Raw genomic sequence first — 23,566 nt, 5'->3', positions numbered from 1 at the left:
TCAATCCTTGACCCTGATTTTGCGAGATTCGGTGCCCTTAATAACCGTAACACTCGGGGCAACATATCGTTTGACGACTTTTTCTTCTTCATGAGGATTGCGCAAAGCAAGCTGAATCTCACCTTTACTCTGAGCAGATAACAGCTTTTCAGCCTCTCTTGGCGACACTTCTAGTGTCACCGCACGAACTATAATAGGTTTGTTTTCTTTTGTTCTGGCTGTCTGGTCTACTGCCAAAACTTTAATTTCTTTAAGAACGGTTACTGTATTGGCCGAAGTAGAGCTGTACTTAATCGTGTTAAGTACATCAACTTTGTTTCCGGGTAAAAGGAAACCAGCTACGCCTATAACATCATTAACACGAATAGTGATGGCTCGCTTATTTTCTGGAATCAAAGACGCAAGTGTTGAACCTTCCCCTGTAATAGTTAAGCGATGCAAAGTGAGAATTTCTCCTGGATAAATATTAGTTGCTGCAACCTCACCGACTAACTCATCGGTAGTAGTAAATTGAAATTCATCACGCCAATCCTTTTCCAATAGCTTGCTACTGACATGTTGCTCTTCAATTACAGTACCTGCCAAAATTTCCTGAGTTGCTATCATCACGGGCTCTCTCTCAACAACCTCAACTTCGGTCTGAGGCTGCAATTGCCTATCCATCCACTGCTTAGCAAAAAAGACCGCACCTAAGCCGAATGCAATAGACAATAAGAATAGTAACACCACTTGATTTCGACTCATCGAGCACCTCCGCCCTTACCATCCGCTGTGAAATACACTTCCCATGCTCGTTTTACGACTTCCATAGAGATCACTGGTTCCTCTTCCTCAAAAATAATGATATCTCGGCTAATACCAACAATATCTTTAGGTAAGCACGGATAAAAACCCACGTCATGCTGACGATGTAAGTCAAGTACAGCTTCAAAACATCTATCATCAAGGGACAAATTTTTAGAATGTGAGATGCCCTTCCATAATTCATGATATTCACCTTCCTCTAAAGGACCAAACTGGATTTTGTAACCTAAACGACGTAAAAAAGCAGGGTCACTGATCTTTTCCGGATCTAAATTCGTAGAAAAGGCAAGGGTAAGGATAAAAGGAATACTGATCTGCTGGCCGTTGGGCAGATTCAAGTAATCATAGAAGTATTCCATAGGTACAATCCAGCGGTTTAATAAGGTATCAACCGGCATAGGCTGACGGCCTAAATCGTCGATAATAAAAATGCCGTTGTTTGCCATCATTTGTAGTGGAGCCATCCATACCTTATTGTGTTCACTATGATTAACCTCCAACATATCCATAGTTAGCTCACCACCGACTTGAATACTTGGGCGCTCACATAACGCCCATCGGCGATCAAAATGCTCTTTAAAAGTAATGGATTGAACTTCTTCCTTGTGCACTCGTTTGTGATGCTGAGGAGAAAAAACTTTGATGATATTTCCCGCAGCAAAAACTGCATATGGGATATAGACGGAAGTATTCAAAGAGTTGAGTATTTTGGTAGCAACAAAAGTTTTACCTGAACCCGCACTGCCATATAACAATAATGCCCTACCTGAATTAATAGCAGGACCCAGTACCCCAATCATTCGATGGGCACCTAGTACATCAGAGAGGGCGTATTCAACGTCTGCGCGGTTAACCATTTGTGCCCGAACATCTTGGGTTTTAACCATTTCACTATAAGCAGTTAAAGATACAGGCACAGGACCAAGGTATGCATCTTTTGCAAAAGCCGTATCGGCTTCCTGCATGCCTGCTTCTGACAAACCATAGCGAACATGTCCAGTAGCTTGGGCGGAAAAAGAGTTTGCTGATGCTTGAAAAACTTCTGCAAAAGATTTGGCACGTAGGCCAACAAGAATATCTTCAATAAGATGACTATTCACAGCTAACAGTTTGGTAAGTTGTAGGATGTCAGATTTCGGGTAAGCCGCTAGATGTTTTATTACGAGGTTTTCAACCACAGCTTTTGGGATGCCCAAGTCATCGAACGTGGTTGGCACAGAAGGTTCAGGTGCTTGAGGGCTAAGCTCTGTACGATGTCGTACTTGTGAATTGACCTGAACCATGCTGACTCCTTGTCATTGATTCAAAAAATAAAAATAAACCGCTATTCCCAAGACCACCACTGGAGCAAAAGGCATCCTAAACCTTTTGTCCGCCTCTATTTTATATGAGCCTCCTACTTTAGCTTCTGATACACCGTACAAAGCAAGTAAAGAGTACTTATTCAACGTTTCCTTCCCAGTATCAGGAGCTTGAGCCAGTCTTAGCAGAGCATAAAACAAACCAACCACAACACTTGAAATTGCAATCCAGAATATCGCTTGATAAATGTGGGATACTCCTAACCAAAACCCAACAACCCCTAAAAGTTTTACATCACCAGCCGCCATGACTTTTAAAAAGTAAAGAACTAGAGCGCATATAAAGCAAGTTAATCCAGCGATAAATGACCAAAATAAAAGGGAAAAATCTTGCAGAGAAAACGTTTTGTTAACAAAAGCTAACGCCAAAATTATTAATAATCCAATATTGGGAATTCTATGCTCTTTGGCGTCAGAAACGGCTACAGTAAATAATACCATCCATATAAGTAAGTCCATTTACCGCTCCTTAGGTTGCTTCTACGCATTAACTAAATAGAGTCGCAAATTCAGCAGTAAGTATGTCCCTAAATGCAGCAAATAAACCAGCAAAACCAACAACAAGCAACCCTGCCCCAACGACGTACTCGACAACTGTTAGCCCTTCTTCATCGGCTAAAAAATTTTGTATCTTCTCCATAACACCGACCTCATAACTGGCAAAAGAAAATTGCCCATGACGCTTACGCCATGGGTCCAAATATCTTTCAAATGACAAGAAAGATAGATACCTAAGAAGAGGAGAAAACCGATCCTAATTGTGTCTGTAGCGTACTGCTAAAGGTGGTAAATATACCTGTCAACCCCGCAACTAGCAGGCCAGCACCGACTACATACTCAACTACAGTTAACCCTTCTTCATCCTTAAGAAATTCTTGAATGTTAGTTAATACCCTATTCATATTCAGTCTCCTTTCTGAAAATATGCTAAGCTGTTGCGCTTAACTTTTAATTTAGTTTTGATAACAGATAATGGTTAGGATTTTTTTAACCAAATTTGGTACTTTCTTGACATGCCATTAATTTAAACAAATAAATTTATCTGCATAAAAACACAACTTACCTCATAACTTAGAATATTAACCCCAAACGCTACTGATGTATAAAACATTTTATTCTACTGTTTTTATTATTAAAAAAACAATCACAGTACGTAACCGATACATTATTTCCTTTGATTTTCATTTTGTATCATTTTTGAAACTTGACAAGATTAATAAAAAATAAATAAGACATGAGCACAAGTTAAATCTAAATTAATAACCTTAAAGCCAACAAAGAGTTGTGATTAATGTATCTGGAACTCAGGAATCAACAATAAAGTTATGGTTGAGATTACCACTCTCTAACCTACCCTTAATGTTAGGAAGTACAAAGGTTTAATGGGGCACTTAGGTCTGTGGACATATTGCATAAAGGGTATTGGCTTGGCCAATCAATAAGTTATGTTAAAAAAGATACCGTTAGGGATTTGGAAAAACATTTCCATTTACTTGATTATGGTTATGATGTCTCCGTGCTAAGCGAATCTGATATCCATTTCTGCTTTTTCTTTTACGAGGATAATTTTGAATCTTTATTTCTAACTGCAGCCAAAATATGTCAAAACCTGAATAAGCATGTCATAGTCATATATAAAGATCACCTGAAGTCTGAGGTTGCTAAACTAGATATCGTATTTTCTACTTTAAATTTAAATGAAAACACCGCTATAGATTGGGCCGAAGAGCTAAGCAAAAAAATTTACTGTCAATTCAATAATCACCAAGAAACATTAGAAACATATAAGATACCTGAATTAATTGAGCAAAGAGTTATAAACAAAGATTTGGTTGAAATACTAAGGTATATAGACAACAATTTATCGCGTAAAATTCGCGAACAAGACATTGCCGATTACTGTCACTATTCAGTGACCTACTTTTCAAAATTTTTTCATAAAGCTATCGGTGTTTGCTTTCGAGACTACTTAACCCTCCAACGGATAAACCTTGCTAAACAACTACTAAGTGAAAAGAAGGAGAAAATTTCTTTTATCGCCTTTCAATGCGGATACAATGATGTATCTTATTTTTCAAGGATATTCAAAAAGAAAACCGGATTGAGTCCTGCCATCTATAGGCAACTGCACTAGTTTTCACACTCTGGTCACAAGTTCTCTTACTAAGGTTTCCAGCTTTATTACCCTCCATGATAGAGTTAACACGCTGTTAACAATAACAATATCATAACTTTGCTAATAACATGGAGTTAGAAAATGATTCAGCCTAACGAGTTACGCAAAAGCACTTGTACTATTCCACCGCCTAATGAAATGATCCTCCGTTGGGCAGAGGAACGCCCTAATGAAGTTTACCTTAAACAGATCATTAATCGTCAGTTCGTTGAGTTTACCTATGCCGACGTCGCTGACAAAGCTTTAAAACTAGTTTCCGCTTTGCAATCACTCGGATTAAAACCCCGTGATAAAATTGCTCTAGTATCAAAAAACTGTGCTGAGTGGTTTATCTGTGACTTAGCTATGATGCTCGGCGATTTCATCAGTGTGCCAATATTCCCGACCGCCGGGGCAGAAACAATAGAATACTGTATAACTCACAGTGAAAGTAAAGCACTCATATGTGGCAAACTTGATGATTCATCGGCAACGCAGCAAGTTTTAGATAGCATGCCGCATTTGATCAGCCTCTCTCTACCATACGATACTGCACCTAATTGCCAGCATGAATATGAGACTCTAATAGACAATATTCAGCCAAGTACCTATCGCCCCGAGCATGATGACGATAAACTAATGTCGCTTGTATACACCTCTGGTACATCTGGCTTACCCAAAGGTGCCATGTTAACTTATGGTGCATATAACTGGTCAGTACAACAATTGATCAACCATATAGGCATAGAACCTAGTGACCGCCTATTTTCTTATCTTCCACTGGCTCATATTACAGAAAGAGTATATATATTCGGATGCTCTATTGTGGGTGGCGTACCTACTGCTTTTCCTGAATCGCTCGATACCTTTATCGAAGATGTAAAAATGCATCGACCAACACTCTTTATCTCTGTCCCTCGTCTTTGGACCGTTTTTCAGCAAAGAATTCAAGATAAACTACCACAGAAAAAACTGAATATTCTGCTCAAAATACCCTTTGTAAATTCTCTGATTAAAAAGAAACTTGCTGATGGACTTGGCCTAGATCAAGCACGTGTTTTGGGGTGTGGCTCGGCACCTGTATCACCAGCTCTTCTCAACTGGTACCACAGTATCGGGCTTAATATTACCGAAGCTTGGGGAATGACCGAATCATTTGCTTATAGCACAATCAATTACCCATTTCGCGCAGACAAAATAGGCACTGTTGGTAATGCCGGACCCGGCATTAAACTAAAAATTGCAGACGATGATGAAATATTGGTGAGTGGTGAAGGTCTATTTTCCGGTTACTATAAAAATGATATTGCAACTCAAGAATCTTTCAATTCGAGTGGTTGGTTACATACAGGCGATATAGGCTCAATTGATAGAGAAGGCTATCTCACCATTCAAGGCCGTAAAAAAGATACCTTTAAGACGGCGAAAGGAAAATTTGTTGCTCCGGTACCAATTGAGAAAAAATTATTCGAATATAGCCGAGTTGAAATGATGTGCTTAATTGGACTGGGTTTACCCTATCCAATACTTCTCGTTGTTCCTCATGATTTCCCTAACTTCGATAAAGAACGTTATGAAAGAACGACCAAAAAAGTCATCGCTAAAATGAATGAGTCTCTAGAATCACACGAACAAATCAAAGGTGTGTTGATGATTAAAGATCCTTGGAGTATTGAAAATGGCATTCTGACACCAACCTTGAAAATAAAGCGTCATATTCTCGAACAAAAATATCATGATGTTGGACAAAATTGGCCAAAAGGCCAGCTTGTGGTTTGGGAGTAATAGGCCATGGCAATCTTTTCACTTCAATCATGATTTTTGTTTATCCATGGCAAAAGGATAGCGGATGCTATCCTTTTGTTTTTTTCGATACAAGTGATTATCATAATCAAAACAATAATCAGGGATTGGCTATGGATGTTCGCCTACATCACTTATCGGGTCTGCGTTATTTTGAGGTCGCGGCTAGACTAAAAAGTTACAGCCGCGCTGCTGAGGAGTTATTTGTCAGCCAAGCTGCTGTCAGTCAAAAAATTCGCCAACTTGAAGATGGATTAGGCTGCAAGCTATTTATGCGAGATGGGCGAGAAATGCGCCTAACCGAACATGGTAAAATATTGTCTAAACACGTCTCTCAAGGGTTTGAAAGTATTATAACTGGACTAAATCAAATCCAAAGTGAACCCATTGAGGGGCTACTCTGTGTCAGTTCCACACCTTCATTTGCATCTCGCTGGCTACTACCTCGACTGTGGAAATTTTCTACCCAATACCCAAACATTCCAATTCGTATTATCACTAGTTGTAACGCCCCTCAGCTTAAACAAGGGGATGCCGATCTTGCTATTTGGCAAGGTGATGAGATTGATATCAATAGAAATCAAACATTACATAAACAATTTCTATTTGAGGAAACAATTTACCCTTTCTGTTCGCCTAATTTTACCAAAGCAATCACTTTAACTTCTCCTAAACAATTACTTAACACTCTGCTCATTCATTATGAATCTGGTGGCTATCCATGGCAAACGTGGTTTGCTCAAGCAGGTGTCACCATGAATAAAGAGTCGGTTCAGTGGATGGAGGTTGCAACCTTTGATCACGCTATGAATGCAGTAATGGCTGGCCATGGCGCATGCTTGGCATCAGATTCTTTAGCTAATGACTATGTTGAAAGAGGTTTACTTACCAAGCCATTTGATATTGGCATAAATCCTGGGATACAGTTCAATTTATTTTATGATAATGACTCACCCCGTCAGCAACGAATTACCGTATTTTCAGAATGGTTACGCAGTGAAATTACAGAATAGCCAATAAATGAATAATTTCATTTCCTTACTCATTGATTGGTCAGATAAATACACTTATCTCATCATATTGTATTAATTACTTATAAAAAGAAAACCCCTGAAGTTTTCACTTCAGGGGTTTATTAAACGACTTGGCTAAAGTAATAATTACTTCTTAGCGTCACGCTCTTTAACTTCTGCGATAACTTGCTCAGCAACGTTCATTGGGCAAGGTGCGTAGTGTGCAAATTCCATAGAGAACTGACCACGACCAGAAGTAATAGTACGTAGGTGACCAATGTAACCAAACATTTCTGATAGAGGTACGTCTGCTTTAATACGAACACCTGTAGTACCAGCTTGTTGGTCTTTGATCATACCACGACGACGGTTAAGGTCACCGATTACATCACCAACATTGTCTTCTGGAGTAAATACGTCAACGTTCATAATCGGCTCTAGAAGCTGCGCTCCTGCTTTTGGCATAGACTGACGGAATGCACCTTTAGCTGCAATTTCGTAAGCGATAGCCGAAGAGTCAACTGCGTGGAAACCACCATCGTATAGTTCAACTTCAACATCTAGCGTTGGGAATCCAGCAAGAACACCATGATCCATCATGCTGCCGAAGCCTTTTTCGACTGCAGGCCAAAATTCTTTAGGTACGTTACCACCAACAACCTTTGAAGAGAACGTGAAACCAGAGTTTGGCTCACCAGGCTTGATGCGGTAGTCGATTTTCGCGAACTGACCAGAACCACCAGACTGCTTCTTGTGCGTGTAGCTATCTTCAACAGGTTGAGTAATTGTTTCACGGTATGCTACCTGAGGAGCTCCCACTTCTAGCTCAACACCGTAAGTACGCTTAAGGATATCTACCTTGATGTCTAAGTGAAGTTCACCCATACCTTTTAAGATAGTCTCACCTGAATCTTCATCAGTCTCAACTTGGAATGATGGATCTTCTGCAACCATTTTACCGATAGCAATACTCATTTTCTCAGTAGAACCTTTATCTTTAGGTGCTACAGCGATAGAGATTACAGGTTCAGGGAAGATCATAGCTTCAAGAGTACATTCATGCTTAGGATCACATAAAGTGTGGCCTGTTTGAACGTTCTTCATTCCCACAACCGCAATGATGTCACCAGCTTGCGCTTCAGTAAGCTCGTTACGCTCATCTGCTTGCATCTCACACATACGACCGATACGTTCAGTCTTACCAGTTGCAGAGTTAAGGATAGTATCACCCTTCTTCAAGCGACCAGAGTATATGCGGATAAAGGTTAGAGCACCAAAGCGGTCATCCATAATTTTGAATGCTAGCGCTTTTAGTGGCTCGTCTGAAGATACTGTCGCAACTTCACCAGTAGGCTCACCTGTGTCTGGATCAGTTAACGGCTGAGGATCAACTTCAGTTGGTGCAGGTAGGTAATCTACTACTGCATCTAGGACTAGCTGAACACCCTTGTTCTTAAATGCAGAACCACAGAATGTTGGGAAGAAAGCTAGATCACGAGTACCTTTACGAATACAAGTTTTTAGTTGCTCGAGAGAAGGCTCTTCACCTTCCATATAAGCTTCCATTAGGTCGTCGTCTTGCTCTACAACCGTTTCAACTAGCTCTTCACGATACTGTTCTACGTCATCAAGCATATCCGCAGGAATGTCTTGAACTTCATAGTTTTCAGGAAGACCAGTGTCATCCCATACATATGCTTTACGAGTTAATATGTCTACAACACCAACGAAATCATCTTCACGGCCGATAGGCAGAGTCATTACTAGTGGGTTAGCGCCAAGAACATTTTTTACTTGGTCAACAACGCGTAAGAAGTCTGCACCAATACGATCTAGTTTGTTGACGAAAATCAAACGAGATACTTCTGAATCATTCGCGTAGCGCCAGTTAGTCTCTGACTGAGGCTCAACACCACCAGAACCACAGAATACACCGATACCACCGTCAAGAACTTTAAGTGAACGATATACTTCAACTGTAAAGTCAACGTGTCCCGGAGTATCAATGACGTTTAGGCGGTGGCCTTTCCACTCACAAGTTACGGCAGCAGACTGAATAGTGATTCCACGCTCAGCTTCCTGTTCCATGAAGTCGGTAGTAGATTCACCGTCGTGTACTTCACCAGTTTTGTGGATTTTACCAGTAAGCTTAAGGATACGCTCAGTGGTGGTAGTTTTACCCGCATCAACGTGCGCGAAAATACCAATGTTTCTGTACTTTGATAGATCTGCCATTGTCTTACTCTGTTAATAAGGTATAAATTGCGCGCAGAGTATATCATAATCTGTCAAGACTGATAGCTTTGCGTGCTTATGTGAATGAAAAAATTTATCTCACTAAAGTTAGCTTACCATGAGCAACGTATTTACCAGACAGTAATTATAAGACCTCATTATTTTTCAATTAGTTAGAATTATATTTAGCTCAACTTGATATCTACAAAACACCAAAGAACAAAGTCGTTATCCGACCACAATCTAATTACTTGATTTTATGATAATCAATAATGTCTATCTTAAAAATTTAATGGCTAGCTAATCGATGTGTCAATTGGATAAAGCGATTTAATGGATAAGAAAAGTAATCTAATAAGAGGTGCTGTCGATATCGACAGCACCTAATTATGTATAAAAGCGAATCAACCGCGTGGGCAAATTTCAGCAGCTGGAAAGAAAAATTCAATTTCTCTAGCAGCGGATTCAGAACTATCAGAGCCATGTACCGAATTAAGGCGCATGTTCAAAGCATAATCCGCACGAATCGTACCACAAGCAGCCTCTTCAGGGTTGGTTTTACCCATCAGTTCACGGTAACGTGAAATTGCACTTTCACCTTCAAGCACTTGAACCATAATAGGTCCTGAAGTCATAAACTCCTTTAATGATGGGAAAAATGGCTTACCTTCGTGCTCAGCGTAAAAACCACTTGCTTGCTCTTCTGTCAATCGCACCATTTTTGCCGCGATAATCTGAAGGCCTGCTTTTTCAATACGATTGTAGATTTCACCAATCAAGTTTCGTTCTACTGCATCAGGCTTGATGATAGAAAATGTTCTTTCTAGAGCCATAGATATACCTTTTTATATTTTATTACTGTTAAGAGACGATTTATCGCCACTAAAATTACTGGTTGGCCTGCTGGATAAGTAAACCAGCTAAAGTACGCACGCCCACTCCAGTTGCACCTGCAGCCCACATATTTGTTGAGGATTTGCAATACGTTGCTGCGCAGTCAAAGTGTAACCACCCTTTGTGATAATCTTCAACAAAATAAGATAAAAATGCAGCCGCTGTACTAGCTCCAGGTGAGAAATCACCACTGCTGATATTGGATAAATCAGCAAAGTTTGACGGTAGCATATCTCGATGATGACTGGCCAGTGGAAGTGACCACAGCCCTTCCTTTTCTTCTTTAGCAGCAGATAAAGCCTGCTGAGAAAGTGGCTCATCAAAGCTCATAAGAGCATGGTAGTCATTACCCAGCGCATTTTTTGCAGCACCAGTTAAAGTGGCGCAATCTATGATCAATTCAGGTTTATGTTCACTCGCGTATATCAAACCATCAGCCAAGACCAAACGTCCTTCAGCATCGGTGTTCATTATCTCAACTGTCTTACCATTTTTATAAGTGATAATGTCACCTAGCTTTAATGCTCTGCCAGAAATCATGTTCTCAGCACAACAAAGAATCAATTTCACTCGCTTGTTAAGACCACGCATAATAGCAAGGCCTAGACCACCTGTAATCGTAGCAGAACCACCCATGTCGGCTTTCATCGACGCCATAGAATTTGACGGTTTAATACTATATCCACCAGAGTCAAAAGTGATCCCTTTACCCACTAAGCAAGCCCATACAGGCGCATTTTCGTCCCCAGTCGGATTATAATCAAGCTGCAACATAGCAGATGTTCTCTCTGAGCCACGCCCTACGGCGTAAACTCCTTCCCAGCCTTCATCCAAAAGATCTTTATCTTTTACAATTCGGATTTTAACTGTGCCTTTTGGCGCCACTGACTTGATAAATTCAGCAGCCATTGTCGCAAGTTGCCTTGGCGCGACCTCTTCAGCAGGCTTGTTAATAATATCACGCGTAAATTCGGTTGATTTAATACGAGCGTCAAGTTCTACCTGCGCGGCATCAACAAGCTCAGGTAAAATCAAAGTGTTCTTTTTCTTTGGGGTACGATAACCTTGATGAAACGCCCAAAGGCTTTCTAGATCCCAACCCGCGCCTTCTAGTGAAATAGAGGATATTCCTTGAGAATCTAGCTTTCGTGCAGCCCGTTGGACAATATCTAGCTCATTGTCTTGACTTAAGTGAATCGTCGCACGCTGTTCCGAGAAAGAAAGAATGGCTTTTTCTCCCCAATACTCTGGTGCTAGTTCTGTGCTCAAAAATACTGACATCTGTGCAGACATGGTTTCTCCTTGTCTTTATTACTGGCGTACTCTACGCCTCTTTCACTCAACTTAAGGATGTTAGCATCTTGGCAGGTAAAAATATCAATTCGATAAAAAAACGGGCGATTACGCCCGTTATTTTAAATAAGAATTGTTAACTGGAAAGGATTTTACAGCCTTCAACTAATCCATTTCATCCATCCAACATAAAATCACAGCTTCAAGGATTTTTTCATTTGAGCGATTAGGTTCATCGTCAAACTCTTCCAGGTCAGTGATCCACTTATGCAGATCAGTAAAACGCACTGTTTTAGGGTCAAGATCTGGAAATTTATCACACAATTCTATCGCAATATCACGCGAATCTGTCCATTTCATTACTCAACTTCCTTCTAATCAAGATTAGTCATTGTCACCACAATTTAACTTATAGCTTAGTGATCTTCTGAAGCATGGTTCAATGTATACTTGGGAATTTCAACCACTAAGTCTTCATTTGTAACCCTAGCTTGGCAACCTAAACGAGATTCAGGCTCTAGTCCCCAAGCTTTATCTAACATATCATCTTCAAGTTCATCACTCTCATCTAGAGAATCAAAACCCTCACGAATCACGATATGGCATGTTGTACAAGCACAAGATTTTTCACAGGCATGCTCAATGCCAATACCATTTTTAAGCGCGACATCAAGCACCGAGTCACCTGCACTCGCTTCCAAAACTGCTCCTTCAGGGCACAAATCTTCATGCGGTAATACAATAATCTTAGGCATAATTGTTTCTCTTAAATATCATCTACTGATTGACCTGACAATGCAGCTCGAATCGACTTATCCATACGGCGCGAAGCAAAATCTTGACTCGCCTTATCAGTATTCTTAATCCCTTGCTCAATGGCATCTGCGTCATCACCATTACGTAACTCGATCAATGACTCAATCGCATTAACTAAAGTCCCTCGATCCAAGTCAGACAACAGCTCATCACCATCTGCTTGCATTGCCACCAATAAACCTTCGATAACTCTATCAGCTTCAACCCGTTGTTCAGCAAGTGCTCGCGCCAGCATATCTTCCTTCGCATAAGTCATCGAATCACGCAGCATATTCGCCACTTCATCATCACTTAAACCATAAGACGGCTTAACTTGGATTTCTGACTGAACTTTCGTGCTCTTCTCCATCGCATTAACGGATAATAATCCATCAGCATCCACTTGGTAAGTTACTCTTATATGTGCTGCTCCCGCAGCCATTGGTGGAATACCTTTAAGTGAGAAGCGCGCTAGGGAGCGACAGTCATCAACTATTTCTCGTTCACCTTGTACAACATGAACACTCATTGCTGTCTGACCATCTTTGAAAGTAGTAAACTCTTGAGCTCGAGCAACTGGAATTGTCGTATTACGCGGAATAATCTTTTCTACCAATCCGCCCATTGTTTCTATACCAAGCGAAAGGGGTATAACATCCAAAAGCAGCATTTTAGAATCAGGTTTATTACCAACCAAAATATCCGCTTGAATTCCAGCCCCAATGGCAACAACTTCGTCAGGGTTAATGCTCGTTAATGGTACACGGTCAAAAAACTCACCTACCATTTCACGTACCAGCAAAGTTCGTGTAGAGCCTCCAACCATAACAACTTCTAGAATATCTTCCGCATCAACTTGAGCATCTTTCAATGCTCGCCGACAAGACATCAAAGTTTTTTTAACTAAAGGACGTATTAAAGATTCAAATTCACTTTTTGAAACACTTCCTGTCCAATCGTAAAGTTGAACATCAACCTTGTCTTGCTTTGAAAATGTAATCTTAGTCTCTGTGGCCAAATTCAAAATCATTCTGCGTTGCTCAGCAGAGAGCGGAGCTTTAATTGCTGCTTTTTCGATTAAGTACTCAGCCAAGAGATGATCAAAATCATCCCCCCCTAAAGCTGAATCACCACCCGTCGCAAGTACTTCAAAAACACCTTTTGACAAGCGCAGGATAGAGACATCAAAAGTGCCTCCTCCAAGATCATAAACAGCAATAATTCCTTCTTGGCCAGAATCTAGGCCATAAGCAATAGCTGCTGCTGTCGGTTCATTCAGCAAACGAAGTACATTTAGTCCAGCTAACTTAGCCGCATCTTTGGTGCCAGCACGCTGGGCATCATCAAAATAGGCTGGTACCGTTATCACCACCCCTGATAAATCACCACCTAGTGTTTCTTGGGCACGCTGCGTCAGTGATTTTAAAATATCAGCAGATACCTGGATCGGATTTTTATCACCTGATGCTGTCTGAAACACAGGTAAACCATTGTCACTTTCTTTGAAGTGATACGGCAAATTAGGGTAACGAGCTTGAATATCTTGTAAAGAGCGCCCTAGTAAACGTTTAACCGAAATGATGGTATTTTCTGGATCCAATTCCGCCTGTTGTTTTGCATCGTAACCAACAGAAGGCTGGACTTGAGCATAATTAACGATAGATGGCAGGATACCACGCCCTAGTTCATCTTTTAACGTCGAAGCATTGCCACTACGAATAGCAGCAACCAAAGAATTGGTCGTACCTAGATCAATACCCGCAGCGAGTTTATGTTCATGAGGAGCAGAACTTTGCCCTGGTTCTGCGATTTGAAGTAATGCCATGGTTGATCCTTATTCTTAACTAGCCGAGGAGCTTATCTTCCACTAGTTCAATTTCATTTTTCAGTTTGGAAACAAACTTTAGCTTACGCACATTCTCTGCCGCTTTAGCCCATTGACCAGCATTCAATTCAAGTTCAACTGAATGAAGATACTGTTTGTACATTTTGCTTACTTTGTCATCAAAATCAAACAGTACTGTCTCAGGTTCAACTTGAGATGGAATATCTCCAAGCTCCTCCCTCAACTCCATTTGTTCCATCAAGAACATAGGATCACTCATCGTTTGCTGTTCATCACGGATATCTAATCCATTTTCCGCCAATATGTATTCAGCACGGGAGAGAGGGTTTTTAAGTACATGGTAAGCATCATTAATTTGTGATGCTTTTTGCACAGCCATCAAACGATCACGTTCTGATGCTGCCGCAAAGTTATCGGGATGAAAGCGCTTTTGCAATTCACGGAACTGTGAAGAAAGAAGGCTACCATCCAGTTGAAACTGACTTGGTAGCCCGAATAATTTGAAGTAATTCATTAAGAAATAGGTCCTTAGGTAAAACAGGGCCAGTCGGCACTTATCACTTATACGTTGAAGCTTTCACCACAACCACATTCGCTTTTCGCGTTAGGGTTGTTAAACTCAAAACCTTCATTTAGCCCTTCCTTAATGTAGTCGAGCTCAGTACCATCTAAATATACTAAACTTTTCTGGTCGATAATGACTTTAACACCTTGGAACTCAAACACTTCGTCTTCTTCGTTAAGCTCATCGACAAACTCAAGTACATAAGCCATGCCAGAACAACCTGTCGTTTTCACACCCAGACGCAAACCGACACCTTTACCTCGGCTTTCTAAGAATGTTCTAACCCGACTTGCTGCCGTTTCTGTCATTGTAATGGCCATACTGCACCTTAATTTCTTTGTTAACAATGGAATGGGAGCGATGAACTCCCATTATATAGTTGTCACCTGTTATTGGTGTTTTTTCTTGTAGTCAGCTACTGCTGCTTTAATTGCATCTTCAGCAAGAATTGAACAGTGAACTTTTACAGGAGGCAGCTCAAGCTCTTCAGCAATCTCAGCATTTTTAATTTCTGCTGCTTCGTCAATACTTTTACCTTTAACCCACTCAGTAACCAGTGAGCTTGATGCTATTGCACTACCACAGCCATAGGTTTTGAATTTTGCATCTTCAATAATACCTTCAGAAGTCACTTTAATTTGTAGCTTCATCACGTCACCACAAGCCGGTGCACCCACCATACCACTGCCGACGTTAGGATCTTCTTTATCAAATGAACCCACATTTCTTGGGTTCTCGTAGTGATCAATTACTTTTTCGCTATATGCCATAATTATTTACCTCGAATCCTCTATATCTACCACTGAAGCGTAATTTAACAAGTTAGTGGTGTGCCCACTCAACTGTACTTAAATCCACTCCTTCCTTGTACATATCCCATAGAGGAGACATGTCACGTAGCTTAGTCACAGCCACTCTAATTTGTTCTATCGCGTAATCAACTTCTGCTTCTGTTGTAAAACGCCCAAATGAGAATCTAACTGAACTATGTGCAAGTTCATCGTTTAGACCTAAAGCGCGCAGTACATATGAAGGTTCAAGACTTGCGGAAGTACAGGCACTACCAGAAGATACTGCAAGATCTTTCAATGACATCAATAAAGATTCGCCTTCAACGAAAGCAAAGCTGATGTTTAGGTTATGCGGGACGCGCTGCTCAAGTGAACCGTTAACAGTCACAGCTTCGAGATCTTTTACACCATCAAACAAACGATTACGAAGTGCCAATGCGTGCTCATAGTCTTTCTGCATATCTTCTTTTGCAATACGGAAAGCTTCACCCATACCGACAATTTGATGGGTTGCTAAGGTACCAGAACGAAAACCACGCTCATGTCCACCACCATGCATTTGAGCTTCTAGACGAATACGTGGTTTACGACGAACATAAAGAGCGCCAATACCTTTAGGACCATAGGCTTTATGTGCAGATAAAGAAATCAGATCAATTTTCATCTCTTGTACATCAATGGATAATCTACCTGCAGACTGAGCAGCATCAATATGAAAAACAATTTTACGACTGCGGCATAAATCGCCAATCGCAGCAACATCTTGAACCACACCAATTTCATTGTTTACATGCATGATGGATACTAAGACTGTATCTTCACGCATTGCTGCTTCAAGCTTCTTAATATCTACAATACCATCAGTTTCAGGCTCTAGATAAGTAACCTCAAAACCTTCACGCTCCAATTGACGACAAGGGTCAAGTACCGCTTTATGCTCTGTTTTACATGTAATGACGTGCTTACCCTTCTTCGAATAGAAATGCGCAGCACCTTTAATGGCTAAATTATCTGACTCAGTCGCACCCGAAGTAAAAACTATCTCACGAGGGTCAGCATTCAATAAATCCGCAATCTGTTCACGAGCAGTATCTACTGCTTCTTCCGCCTGCCAGCCATATCTATGTGAGCGGGATGCTGGGTTACCAAACGTACCGTCCATAGTCATATACTGAACCATTTTTTCAGCTACCCGAGGATCGACAGGGCATGTTGCTGAATAATCAAGATAAATAGGCAGTTTCATTTTCTACTCCAATGTAACAGGCAAACCGCTTAAGAGCGGAAATTTATACCGATGGGTGCGGTGTTAGAATTCTTTTTAGAAAACCCATGATTAGCCGCAAGATCTAAATCTTGGCGGTCAGAAACTTCTAGAACATCGTTATCTGTCATCAACTCACCTAAAGTGATGTTGTTTAAGAAATCGCTAATACGAGAACTCAGATCGTGCCATAGTGTATGTGTTAGACAACGAGTTCCACCTTGGCAATCGCCCCTACCATTACATTTAGTTGCATCAACAGACTCATCAACTGCAGCAATGACTGTTCCTATAGCGATAGAATTAGCATCTGTCCCCAAACGATAACCGCCGCCTGGGCCGCGTACGCTGGAAACCAATCCTGCTTTTCGTAATTTGGAAAAAAGTTGCTCCAAATAAGACAGTGAGATGCCCTGACGTTCAGAAATATCCGCCAGAGGTACTGGGGTCTGTTGCGAGTGTAGAGCCACATCTAACATGGCCGTAACTGCATATCTTCCTTTAGATGTAAGTCTCATATAACACCATATCCACATCATTTATGTGCTATAAATTCTTTCATACCCGACTAAAATAGTCAAGTATTTAACCAACCATTTTACTCAAGTATTAGTTCTAAATATAAAGCTGGCAAGGATTAAAGAGTTTTTTTCTCAATAGCAGTCAAAATACCACGCAGAATATTTAGCTCTTGTGCTTCAGGCCTCGCTCGAATAAACAAGCGACGCAACTTATTCATTACTTTCCCAGGTTGGTTTTCATTTATAAAGTCAACATCTTTTGTAACTTTATCAAGATGTAAAAAAAACATTTCTAATTCTTTATGTCTCGGGAAGTCAGGAGCTGCAATCTGTTGATAATGTTTCTTTTCCTGCTCCAAATAGGCCATACGAATTTCATAACTGAGTGTTTGCACTGCCATAGCGAGATTTAACGAACTATATTCAGGGTTGGCTGGAATACACACATGATAATGACAAGTTTGAAGCTCTTCATTAGTTAAGCCTGTGCGCTCGCGGCCAAAAACTAATGCCGTCGGGGATACCAAGGCTTGCTCCACAAACTTTTCACCACATTCACGAGGCTCAAGCATTGGCCATTCCAAGGTACGAGAACGCGCGCTAGAACCGACAACAAGAGTACAATCTGAGATGGCTTCAGTTAAACAATGAACAATTGATGCGTTTTCTAGTATATCACTTGCACCTGACGCCATCGCTATCGCTTGCTGATCCAATTCACACTGAGGCTCAACAAGTACTAAGTTTGATAATCCCATTACTTTCATCGCGCGAGCTGTCGAACCAATATTTCCTGAATGTGAGGTCCCAACGAGTACCACTTTTACATTATTTAACATTGGTTTCTCCACAAGACAATATTTTTAGTCGCGCGATAATAACATATACCAAGTTAAAAAGGGCCACGTCCTTTTGGCTAATCTCTTCAATAGAACAAAAAACACTCACTTCCATTTGGCCATTTATCTGCTATAATCCCGTCCGTTTTTGTTCTTTAACATCCGTTGGGAAATAAGTATGCATCCAATGCTTAATATTGCTATTCGTGCAGCACGAAAAGCAGGCAATCATATTGCTAAATCTTTAGAAAATGTAGAGAAAATTGAGTCCTTTCAAAAAGGCACCAATGACTTTGTTACGAACGTCGACAAAGAAGCGGAATCAATAATTATTGATACAATCAAAGCTTCGTACCCCGATCACACCATCATAGCTGAAGAGTCTGGCAGGCTCACAGGCAAAGATGATGATGCTCAATGGGTTATCGACCCTCTGGATGGCACAACAAACTTTGTAAAAGGTTTCCCACACTTTTCCGTTTCTATTGCTGTTCGCCTAAAAGGCAAAACGGAAGTAGCTTGTGTTTATGACCCTATGCTAAATGAACTATTCACAGCTCAACGTGGTTCAGGAGCTCAGCTTAACAGTGCACGTGTCCGTGTTAAGCAAGTTAAGGATTTGCAAGGGGCAGTATTAGCCACTGGTTTCCCATTTAAACAAAAACAACACTCAGAATCTTACTTTAAGATTATGTCTTCTCTATTTGTTGACTGCTCTGACTTCCGCCGAACTGGTTCTGCTGCACTAGATTTATGTTACCTAGCTGCTGGCCGTGTCGACGGCTTCTTCGAATTAGGCCTTAAACCTTGGGATATAGCAGCAGGAGAGCTCATCGCCCGTGAAGCTGGTGCTATTGTAACTGATTTCGCTGGTAGTACCGACTATATGAAGTCTGGTAATGTTGTTGCCTCAAGTGCTCGTGGTGTTAAGGGCATGCTTAAAAAAATCCGCGAAAATGGCAATGAAGCACTGCTAAAATAATTTAAAATCTCACTATTCAAGCCCACTCTATTGAGTGGGCTTTTTTGTATATTGAAAATAAAATCAGCTTAACCAGCTCAAAATAGCAATTTGAATACGTTTATTTATTTAATTCTGCCTGTCCAACAAGAAGGATTGTGAAACAATCGTCGCTCCTTGAGTTAACAAAGATATCATGGTACACCACCCAAACAGATATAAAAAGATGACATGATGTCGTTATAATGGATGGTTCAAGCTGGCACTCCCAAAAAGGTTGCTAAGTCAGCTTAACAAACTTGAAAGTCTTTATTTACATGCTCAACAGGCAGGGGTAGAGAGATTCGAACTCCCAACACGCGCATTCTTTGGCTATCAACTGAATCCACTGCGGCGTTCAAATGAAAATTTCAAATAAAAAAGGCTCCAGTCTTTCGAAATATGGCAGGGGCGGAGAGATTCGAACTCCCAATACGCGCATTCTTTGGGTATCAACTGAATCCACTGCTGCGCTCAAATGAAAATTTCAAATAAAAAAGGCTCCAGTCTTTCGACTAGAGCCTAAAATATGGCAGGGGTGGAGAGATTCGAACTCCCAACACGCGGATTTGGAATCCGCTGCTCTGCCAATTGGAGCTACACCCCTAAACTTTATAATTAATGGCGGAGCGGACGGGACTCGAACCCGCGACCCCCGGCGTGACAGGCCGGTATTCTAACCAACTGAACTACCGCTCCGCACTGGTTAGACTGTATGTCTAAATTTGAAGCCTGGCGATGTCCTACTCTCACATGGGGAGACCCCACACTACCATCGGCGCTATTGTGTTTCACTTCTGAGTTCGGCATGGGTTCAGGTGGGTCCACAACGCTATGGTCGCCAAGCAAATTAGGTGACCCGCTGCGCACTCGCAACCGGTCAAAATCTGGAAAGCTGCTTACTCTTTAAAGAGCGTTCTCTACACATTCAATGTTCTACTTTGAGTCCACAACAAAACCCTTTGGGTGTTGTATGGTTAAGCCTCACGGGCAATTAGTACAGGTTAGCTCAACGCCTCACAACGCTTACACACCCTGCCTATCAACGTTCTAGTCTTGAACAACCCTTTAGGACCCTCAAGGGGTCAGGGAAGACTCATCTTAGGGCTCGCTTCCCGCTTAGATGCTTTCAGCGGTTATCGATTCCGAACTTAGCTACCGGGCAATGCCATTGGCATGACAACCCGAACACCAGAGGTTCGTCCACTCCGGTCCTCTCGTACTAGGAGCAGCCCCCTTCAATCTTCCAACGCCCACGGCAGATAGGGACCGAACTGTCTCACGACGTTCTAAACCCAGCTCGCGTACCACTTTAAATGGCGAACAGCCATACCCTTGGGACCGACTTCAGCCCCAGGATGTGATGAGCCGACATCGAGGTGCCAAACACCGCCGTCGATATGAACTCTTGGGCGGTATCAGCCTGTTATCCCCGGAGTACCTTTTATCCGTTGAGCGATGGCCCTTCCATACAGAACCACCGGATCACTATGACCTGCTTTCGCACCTGCTCGAATTGTCATTCTCGCAGTCAAGCGGGCTTATGCCATTGCACTAACCACACGATGTCCAACCGTGTTTAGCCCACCTTCGTGCTCCTCCGTTACTCTTTGGGAGGAGACCGCCCCAGTCAAACTACCCACCAGGCACTGTCCTTGACCCAGATAATGGGTCTAAGTTAGAACATCAAACATACAAGGGTGGTATTTCAAGGATGGCTCCATGCACACTGGCGTGCACATATCAAAGCCTCCCACCTATCCTACACATGTAGGCTCAATGTTCAGTGCCAAGCTGTAGTAAAGGTTCACGGGGTCTTTCCGTCTAGCCGCGGGTACACTGCATCTTCACAGCGATTTCAATTTCACTGAGTCTCGGGTGGAGACAGCGTGGCCATCATTACGCCATTCGTGCAGGTCGGAACTTACCCGACAAGGAATTTCGCTACCTTAGGACCGTTATAGTTACGGCCGCCGTTTACCGGGGCTTCGATCAAGAGCTTCGACCTAAGTCTAACCCCATCAATTAACCTTCCGGCACCGGGCAGGCGTCACACCGTATACGTCATCTTACGATTTTGCACAGTGCTGTGTTTTTAATAAACAGTTGCAGCCACCTGGTATCTGCGACTCCCGTTAGCTCCATCCGCAAGGGACTTCACCGACAAGAGCGTACCTTCTCCCGAAGTTACGGTACCATTTTGCCTAGTTCCTTCACCCGAGTTCTCTCAAGCGCCTTGGTATTCTCTACCCGACCACCTGTGTCGGTTTGGGGTACGATTTCTTACAATCTGAAGCTTAGAGGCTTTTCCTGGAAGCATGGCATCAATGACTTCACACCCGTAGGTGCTCGACGTCGTGTCTCAGCTTTGGAGAGAGCCGGATTTACCTAACTCTCAAGCCTACGCACTTGAACCTGGACAACCGTCGCCAGGCTCACCTAGCCTTCTCCGTCCCCCCATCGCAATTGTAAGAAGTACGGGAATATTAACCCGTTTCCCATCGACTACGCCTTTCGGCCTCGCCTTAGGGGTCGACTTACCCTGCCCCGATTAACGTTGGACAGGAACCCTTGGTCTTCCGGCGAGGGGGTTTTTCACCCCCTTTATCGTTACTCATGTCAGCATTCGCACTTCTGATACCTCCAGCATGCCTTACAGCACACCTTCAACGGCTTACAGAACGCTCCCCTACCCAATACAGTAAACTGTATTGCCGCAGCTTCGGTGTATAGCTTAGCCCCGTTACATCTTCCGCGCAGGCCGACTCGACTAGTGAGCTATTACGCTTTCTTTAAATGATGGCTGCTTCTAAGCCAACATCCTAGCTGTCTAAGCCTTCCCACATCGTTTCCCACTTAGCTATACTTTGGGACCTTAGCTGGCGGTCTGGGTTGTTTCCCTCTCCACGACGGACGTTAGCACCCGCCGTGTGTCTCCCGGATAGTACTTACTGGTATTCGGAGTTTGCAAAGGGTTGGTAAGTCGGGATGACCCCCTAGCCTTAACAGTGCTCTACCCCCAGTAGTATTCGTCCGAGGCTCTACCTAAATAGATTTCGGGGAGAACCAGCTATCTCCAGGTTTGATTGGCCTTTCACCCCTAGCCACAAGTCATCCGCTAATTTTTCAACATTAGTCGGTTCGGTCCTCCAGTTGATGTTACTCAACCTTCAACCTGCCCATGGCTAGATCACCTGGTTTCGGGTCTATATCCAGCAACTCGACGCCCAGTTAAGACTCGATTTCTCTACGGCTCCCCTAGATGGTTAACCTTGCTACTGAATATAAGTCGCTGACCCATTATACAAAAGGTACGCAGTCACACCACGAAGGTGCTCCTACTGCTTGTACGTACACGGTTTCAGGTTCTATTTCACTCCCCTCACAGGGGTTCTTTTCGCCTTTCCCTCACGGTACTGGTTCACTATCGGTCAGTCAGTAGTATTTAGCCTTGGAGGATGGTCCCCCCATATTCAGACAGGATATCACGTGTCCCGTCCTACTCGATTTCACTGAACACACGTCGTCGACTACGGGACTATCACCCTTTATTGTCGGCCTTTCCAGGCTGTTCGTCTAACGCGTGTAAAGCTTAAGGGCTAATCCAATTTCGCTCGCCGCTACTTTCGGAATCTCGGTTGATTTCTTTTCCTCGGGGTACTTAGATGTTTCAGTTCCCCCGGTTTGCCTCATTAACCTATGTATTCAGTTAATGATACGTGCTTATGCACGTGGGTTTCCCCATTCAGACATCCCAGACTCAAACGGTTGTTACTACCTAATCTGGGCTTATCGCAAGTTACTACGTCTTTCATCGCCTCTGACTGCCAAGGCATCCACCGTGTACGCTTAGTCACTTAACCATACAACCCCAAAGAGTCTTGCTCAGTTGGTGTTGTTAATTAAACAACCAAAGTTGCTGTCTCATTATTTGAATGAGCGAGACAGCGTTCGATTTTGCCGGACTCAAATATAAACGCCACAACGAATTGTGGTGTTTCCAAGAACACTTGAATGTGTGTTGGTACCCAATCATTCTTTCGTTAAAAAGAATCATTAGGATTTGAGAACTTTTATTTGAACAACAACCAATCACGGTTATTGTTCGTCAGCTTTCCAAATTGTTAAAGAGCAAGATTCTAATTAAGAACCATGTTTAAGTGCACTATTGCAAATGCATTTAAAGATGGTGGAGCTAAGCAGGATCGAACTGCTGACCTCCTGCGTGCAAGGCAGGCGCTCTCCCAGCTGAGCTATAGCCCCATCAGGTGTGATACTGTATGCCAACTCTTCTGGGATGAAGATTGGTGGGTCTGAGTGGACTTGAACCACCGACCTCTCGCTTATCAGGCGAACGCTCTAACCACCTGAGCTACAGACCCAGTAT

At 42.3% G+C, this 23,566-nt stretch carries 21 protein-coding genes, 4 tRNA genes and 2 rRNA genes; 4 read left to right on the top strand and 23 right to left on the bottom strand.

Annotation, left to right across the window (positions count from 1 at the left end; genetic code table 11):
* The 5 genes from cpaB to OCV27_RS02915 all read right to left on the bottom strand — a co-directional run bounded on the left by cpaB (position 1) and on the right by OCV27_RS02915 (position 3,067).
* The gene (gene cpaB / locus OCV27_RS02935; protein ID WP_125322617.1) at positions 1 to 744 is read right to left on the bottom strand and encodes a Flp pilus assembly protein CpaB; all 744 of its coding nucleotides are present in this window, start codon (positions 742 to 744) and stop codon (positions 1 to 3) included.
* Positions 741 to 2,087 carry a P-loop NTPase family protein gene (locus tag OCV27_RS02930; RefSeq protein WP_125322618.1) on the bottom strand — a complete coding sequence of 449 codons (1,347 nt, stop codon included), beginning with the start codon at positions 2,085 to 2,087 and terminating at the stop codon, positions 741 to 743. Before OCV27_RS02930 ends, cpaB begins: the two co-directional genes overlap by 4 nt.
* Positions 2,088 to 2,099: 12 nt before the next feature.
* Positions 2,100 to 2,624, bottom strand: coding sequence for an A24 family peptidase (locus OCV27_RS02925; protein WP_125322619.1), 525 nt, complete (start codon positions 2,622 to 2,624; stop codon positions 2,100 to 2,102).
* A gap of 28 nt (positions 2,625 to 2,652) precedes the next feature.
* The gene (locus OCV27_RS02920) at positions 2,653 to 2,805 is read right to left on the bottom strand and encodes a Flp family type IVb pilin (protein ID WP_337969365.1); all 153 of its coding nucleotides are present in this window, start codon (positions 2,803 to 2,805) and stop codon (positions 2,653 to 2,655) included.
* Between the two features lie 91 nt (positions 2,806 to 2,896).
* A complete protein-coding gene (locus tag OCV27_RS02915) occupies positions 2,897 to 3,067 on the bottom strand; it encodes a Flp family type IVb pilin (protein ID WP_125322621.1) in 171 nt (56 codons plus the stop codon).
* A gap of 497 nt (positions 3,068 to 3,564) precedes the next feature.
* On the opposite strand from OCV27_RS02915, the gene OCV27_RS02910 reads away from it, so the two are divergent.
* The 3 genes from OCV27_RS02910 to OCV27_RS02900 all read left to right on the top strand — a co-directional run bounded on the left by OCV27_RS02910 (position 3,565) and on the right by OCV27_RS02900 (position 7,136).
* Positions 3,565 to 4,299: an AraC family transcriptional regulator gene (locus tag OCV27_RS02910; protein ID WP_125322731.1), complete on the top strand. Its 735-nt coding sequence runs from the start codon at positions 3,565 to 3,567 to the stop codon at positions 4,297 to 4,299.
* Positions 4,300 to 4,422: 123 nt separating this feature from the next.
* Positions 4,423 to 6,105, top strand: coding sequence for an AMP-binding protein (locus OCV27_RS02905; protein ID WP_125322730.1), 1,683 nt, complete (start codon positions 4,423 to 4,425; stop codon positions 6,103 to 6,105).
* A gap of 131 nt (positions 6,106 to 6,236) precedes the next feature.
* Positions 6,237 to 7,136, top strand: a complete 900-nt coding sequence (locus OCV27_RS02900) for a LysR substrate-binding domain-containing protein (protein WP_125322729.1) — start codon at positions 6,237 to 6,239, stop codon at positions 7,134 to 7,136.
* Positions 7,137 to 7,283: 147 nt separating this feature from the next.
* Here the strand turns inward: OCV27_RS02900 and fusA are convergent, their stop codons facing one another.
* The 12 genes from fusA to trmJ all read right to left on the bottom strand — a co-directional run bounded on the left by fusA (position 7,284) and on the right by trmJ (position 18,179).
* On the bottom strand, positions 7,284 to 9,371 hold the full coding sequence (fusA, locus tag OCV27_RS02895) for an elongation factor G (protein WP_125322728.1): 2,088 nt from the start codon (positions 9,369 to 9,371) through the stop codon (positions 7,284 to 7,286).
* 404 nt (positions 9,372 to 9,775) lie between these two features.
* Positions 9,776 to 10,204, bottom strand: a complete 429-nt coding sequence (gene ndk / locus OCV27_RS02890) for a nucleoside-diphosphate kinase (protein WP_125322727.1) — start codon at positions 10,202 to 10,204, stop codon at positions 9,776 to 9,778.
* Between the two features lie 55 nt (positions 10,205 to 10,259).
* The gene (gene pepB, locus OCV27_RS02885; RefSeq protein ID WP_125322726.1) at positions 10,260 to 11,558 is read right to left on the bottom strand and encodes an aminopeptidase PepB; all 1,299 of its coding nucleotides are present in this window, start codon (positions 11,556 to 11,558) and stop codon (positions 10,260 to 10,262) included.
* Positions 11,559 to 11,723: 165 nt separating this feature from the next.
* On the bottom strand, positions 11,724 to 11,918 hold the full coding sequence (gene iscX / locus OCV27_RS02880; protein ID WP_125322725.1) for a Fe-S cluster assembly protein IscX: 195 nt from the start codon (positions 11,916 to 11,918) through the stop codon (positions 11,724 to 11,726).
* A gap of 56 nt (positions 11,919 to 11,974) precedes the next feature.
* A complete protein-coding gene (gene fdx, locus OCV27_RS02875; protein WP_125322724.1) occupies positions 11,975 to 12,313 on the bottom strand; it encodes an ISC system 2Fe-2S type ferredoxin in 339 nt (112 codons plus the stop codon).
* A gap of 11 nt (positions 12,314 to 12,324) precedes the next feature.
* Positions 12,325 to 14,178, bottom strand: a complete 1,854-nt coding sequence (gene hscA, locus OCV27_RS02870; protein ID WP_125322723.1) for a Fe-S protein assembly chaperone HscA — start codon at positions 14,176 to 14,178, stop codon at positions 12,325 to 12,327.
* A gap of 19 nt (positions 14,179 to 14,197) precedes the next feature.
* Positions 14,198 to 14,713, bottom strand: a complete 516-nt coding sequence (gene hscB / locus OCV27_RS02865) for a co-chaperone HscB (RefSeq protein ID WP_125322722.1) — start codon at positions 14,711 to 14,713, stop codon at positions 14,198 to 14,200.
* A gap of 47 nt (positions 14,714 to 14,760) precedes the next feature.
* Positions 14,761 to 15,084 carry an iron-sulfur cluster assembly protein IscA gene (gene iscA, locus OCV27_RS02860; protein WP_125322721.1) on the bottom strand — a complete coding sequence of 108 codons (324 nt, stop codon included), beginning with the start codon at positions 15,082 to 15,084 and terminating at the stop codon, positions 14,761 to 14,763.
* A 69-nt stretch (positions 15,085 to 15,153) separates the two neighbouring features.
* Positions 15,154 to 15,534 carry a Fe-S cluster assembly scaffold IscU gene (gene iscU, locus OCV27_RS02855; RefSeq protein ID WP_125322720.1) on the bottom strand — a complete coding sequence of 127 codons (381 nt, stop codon included), beginning with the start codon at positions 15,532 to 15,534 and terminating at the stop codon, positions 15,154 to 15,156.
* A gap of 52 nt (positions 15,535 to 15,586) precedes the next feature.
* A complete protein-coding gene (locus OCV27_RS02850) occupies positions 15,587 to 16,801 on the bottom strand; it encodes an IscS subfamily cysteine desulfurase (protein WP_125322719.1) in 1,215 nt (404 codons plus the stop codon).
* Between the two features lie 29 nt (positions 16,802 to 16,830).
* Positions 16,831 to 17,337: a Fe-S cluster assembly transcriptional regulator IscR gene (iscR, locus tag OCV27_RS02845; protein ID WP_125322718.1), complete on the bottom strand. Its 507-nt coding sequence runs from the start codon at positions 17,335 to 17,337 to the stop codon at positions 16,831 to 16,833.
* A 119-nt stretch (positions 17,338 to 17,456) separates the two neighbouring features.
* The gene (trmJ, locus tag OCV27_RS02840; protein WP_125322717.1) at positions 17,457 to 18,179 is read right to left on the bottom strand and encodes a tRNA (cytosine(32)/uridine(32)-2'-O)-methyltransferase TrmJ; all 723 of its coding nucleotides are present in this window, start codon (positions 18,177 to 18,179) and stop codon (positions 17,457 to 17,459) included.
* A gap of 178 nt (positions 18,180 to 18,357) precedes the next feature.
* Here trmJ and suhB point away from each other — a divergent pair, with 178 nt between their 5' ends.
* The gene (gene suhB, locus OCV27_RS02835; RefSeq protein ID WP_125322716.1) at positions 18,358 to 19,161 is read left to right on the top strand and encodes an inositol-1-monophosphatase; all 804 of its coding nucleotides are present in this window, start codon (positions 18,358 to 18,360) and stop codon (positions 19,159 to 19,161) included.
* Between the two features lie 548 nt (positions 19,162 to 19,709).
* Here suhB and OCV27_RS02830 read toward each other — a convergent pair.
* From OCV27_RS02830 to OCV27_RS02805, 6 genes are all read right to left on the bottom strand, one after another.
* Positions 19,710 to 19,786: transfer RNA gene (locus OCV27_RS02830), tRNA-Trp, on the bottom strand.
* Between the two features lie 15 nt (positions 19,787 to 19,801).
* Positions 19,802 to 19,878, bottom strand: a tRNA-Asp gene (locus OCV27_RS02825).
* A gap of 31 nt (positions 19,879 to 19,909) precedes the next feature.
* Positions 19,910 to 20,025 (bottom strand): 5S ribosomal RNA (rrf, locus tag OCV27_RS02820).
* 127 nt (positions 20,026 to 20,152) lie between these two features.
* Positions 20,153 to 23,042 (bottom strand): 23S ribosomal RNA (locus OCV27_RS02815).
* Between the two features lie 324 nt (positions 23,043 to 23,366).
* A tRNA-Ala gene (locus tag OCV27_RS02810) sits at positions 23,367 to 23,442 on the bottom strand.
* Positions 23,443 to 23,484: 42 nt separating this feature from the next.
* Positions 23,485 to 23,561, bottom strand: a tRNA-Ile gene (locus tag OCV27_RS02805).
* Positions 23,562 to 23,566: the final 5 nt, after the last annotated feature.

The sequence above is a fragment of the Vibrio pectenicida genome, from assembly GCA_024347015.1.
GTDB lineage: Bacteria > Pseudomonadota > Gammaproteobacteria > Enterobacterales > Vibrionaceae > Vibrio > Vibrio pectenicida.
Note: the sequence above shows the minus strand (reverse complement) of the source record. Positions and strands in the feature narration are given on the sequence as shown.

Bases quoted from the DNA above. Each gene is read 5' to 3' on its own strand.
- OCV27_RS02905 (WP_125322730.1), top strand. From the start codon at position 4,423: ATGATTCAGCCTAACGAGTTACGCAAAAGCACTTGTACTATTCCACCG.
- cpaB (WP_125322617.1), bottom strand. From the start codon at position 744: ATGAGTCGAAATCAAGTGGTGTTACTATTCTTATTGTCTATTGCATTC.
- hscB (WP_125322722.1), bottom strand. From the start codon at position 14,713: ATGAATTACTTCAAATTATTCGGGCTACCAAGTCAGTTTCAACTGGAT.
- iscU (WP_125322720.1), bottom strand. From the start codon at position 15,534: ATGGCATATAGCGAAAAAGTAATTGATCACTACGAGAACCCAAGAAAT.
- OCV27_RS02900 (WP_125322729.1), top strand. From the start codon at position 6,237: ATGGATGTTCGCCTACATCACTTATCGGGTCTGCGTTATTTTGAGGTC.
- suhB (WP_125322716.1), top strand. From the start codon at position 18,358: ATGCATCCAATGCTTAATATTGCTATTCGTGCAGCACGAAAAGCAGGC.
- OCV27_RS02920 (WP_337969365.1), bottom strand. From the start codon at position 2,805: ATGGAGAAGATACAAAATTTTTTAGCCGATGAAGAAGGGCTAACAGTT.
- iscX (WP_125322725.1), bottom strand. From the start codon at position 11,918: ATGAAATGGACAGATTCGCGTGATATTGCGATAGAATTGTGTGATAAA.
- ndk (WP_125322727.1), bottom strand. From the start codon at position 10,204: ATGGCTCTAGAAAGAACATTTTCTATCATCAAGCCTGATGCAGTAGAA.
- OCV27_RS02930 (WP_125322618.1), bottom strand. From the start codon at position 2,087: ATGGTTCAGGTCAATTCACAAGTACGACATCGTACAGAGCTTAGCCCT.
- iscA (WP_125322721.1), bottom strand. From the start codon at position 15,084: ATGGCCATTACAATGACAGAAACGGCAGCAAGTCGGGTTAGAACATTC.
- pepB (WP_125322726.1), bottom strand. From the start codon at position 11,558: ATGTCTGCACAGATGTCAGTATTTTTGAGCACAGAACTAGCACCAGAG.
- OCV27_RS02915 (WP_125322621.1), bottom strand. From the start codon at position 3,067: ATGAATAGGGTATTAACTAACATTCAAGAATTTCTTAAGGATGAAGAA.
- OCV27_RS02850 (WP_125322719.1), bottom strand. From the start codon at position 16,801: ATGAAACTGCCTATTTATCTTGATTATTCAGCAACATGCCCTGTCGAT.
- fusA (WP_125322728.1), bottom strand. From the start codon at position 9,371: ATGGCAGATCTATCAAAGTACAGAAACATTGGTATTTTCGCGCACGTT.
- iscR (WP_125322718.1), bottom strand. From the start codon at position 17,337: ATGAGACTTACATCTAAAGGAAGATATGCAGTTACGGCCATGTTAGAT.
- trmJ (WP_125322717.1), bottom strand. From the start codon at position 18,179: ATGTTAAATAATGTAAAAGTGGTACTCGTTGGGACCTCACATTCAGGA.
- fdx (WP_125322724.1), bottom strand. From the start codon at position 12,313: ATGCCTAAGATTATTGTATTACCGCATGAAGATTTGTGCCCTGAAGGA.
- hscA (WP_125322723.1), bottom strand. From the start codon at position 14,178: ATGGCATTACTTCAAATCGCAGAACCAGGGCAAAGTTCTGCTCCTCAT.
- OCV27_RS02925 (WP_125322619.1), bottom strand. From the start codon at position 2,624: ATGGACTTACTTATATGGATGGTATTATTTACTGTAGCCGTTTCTGAC.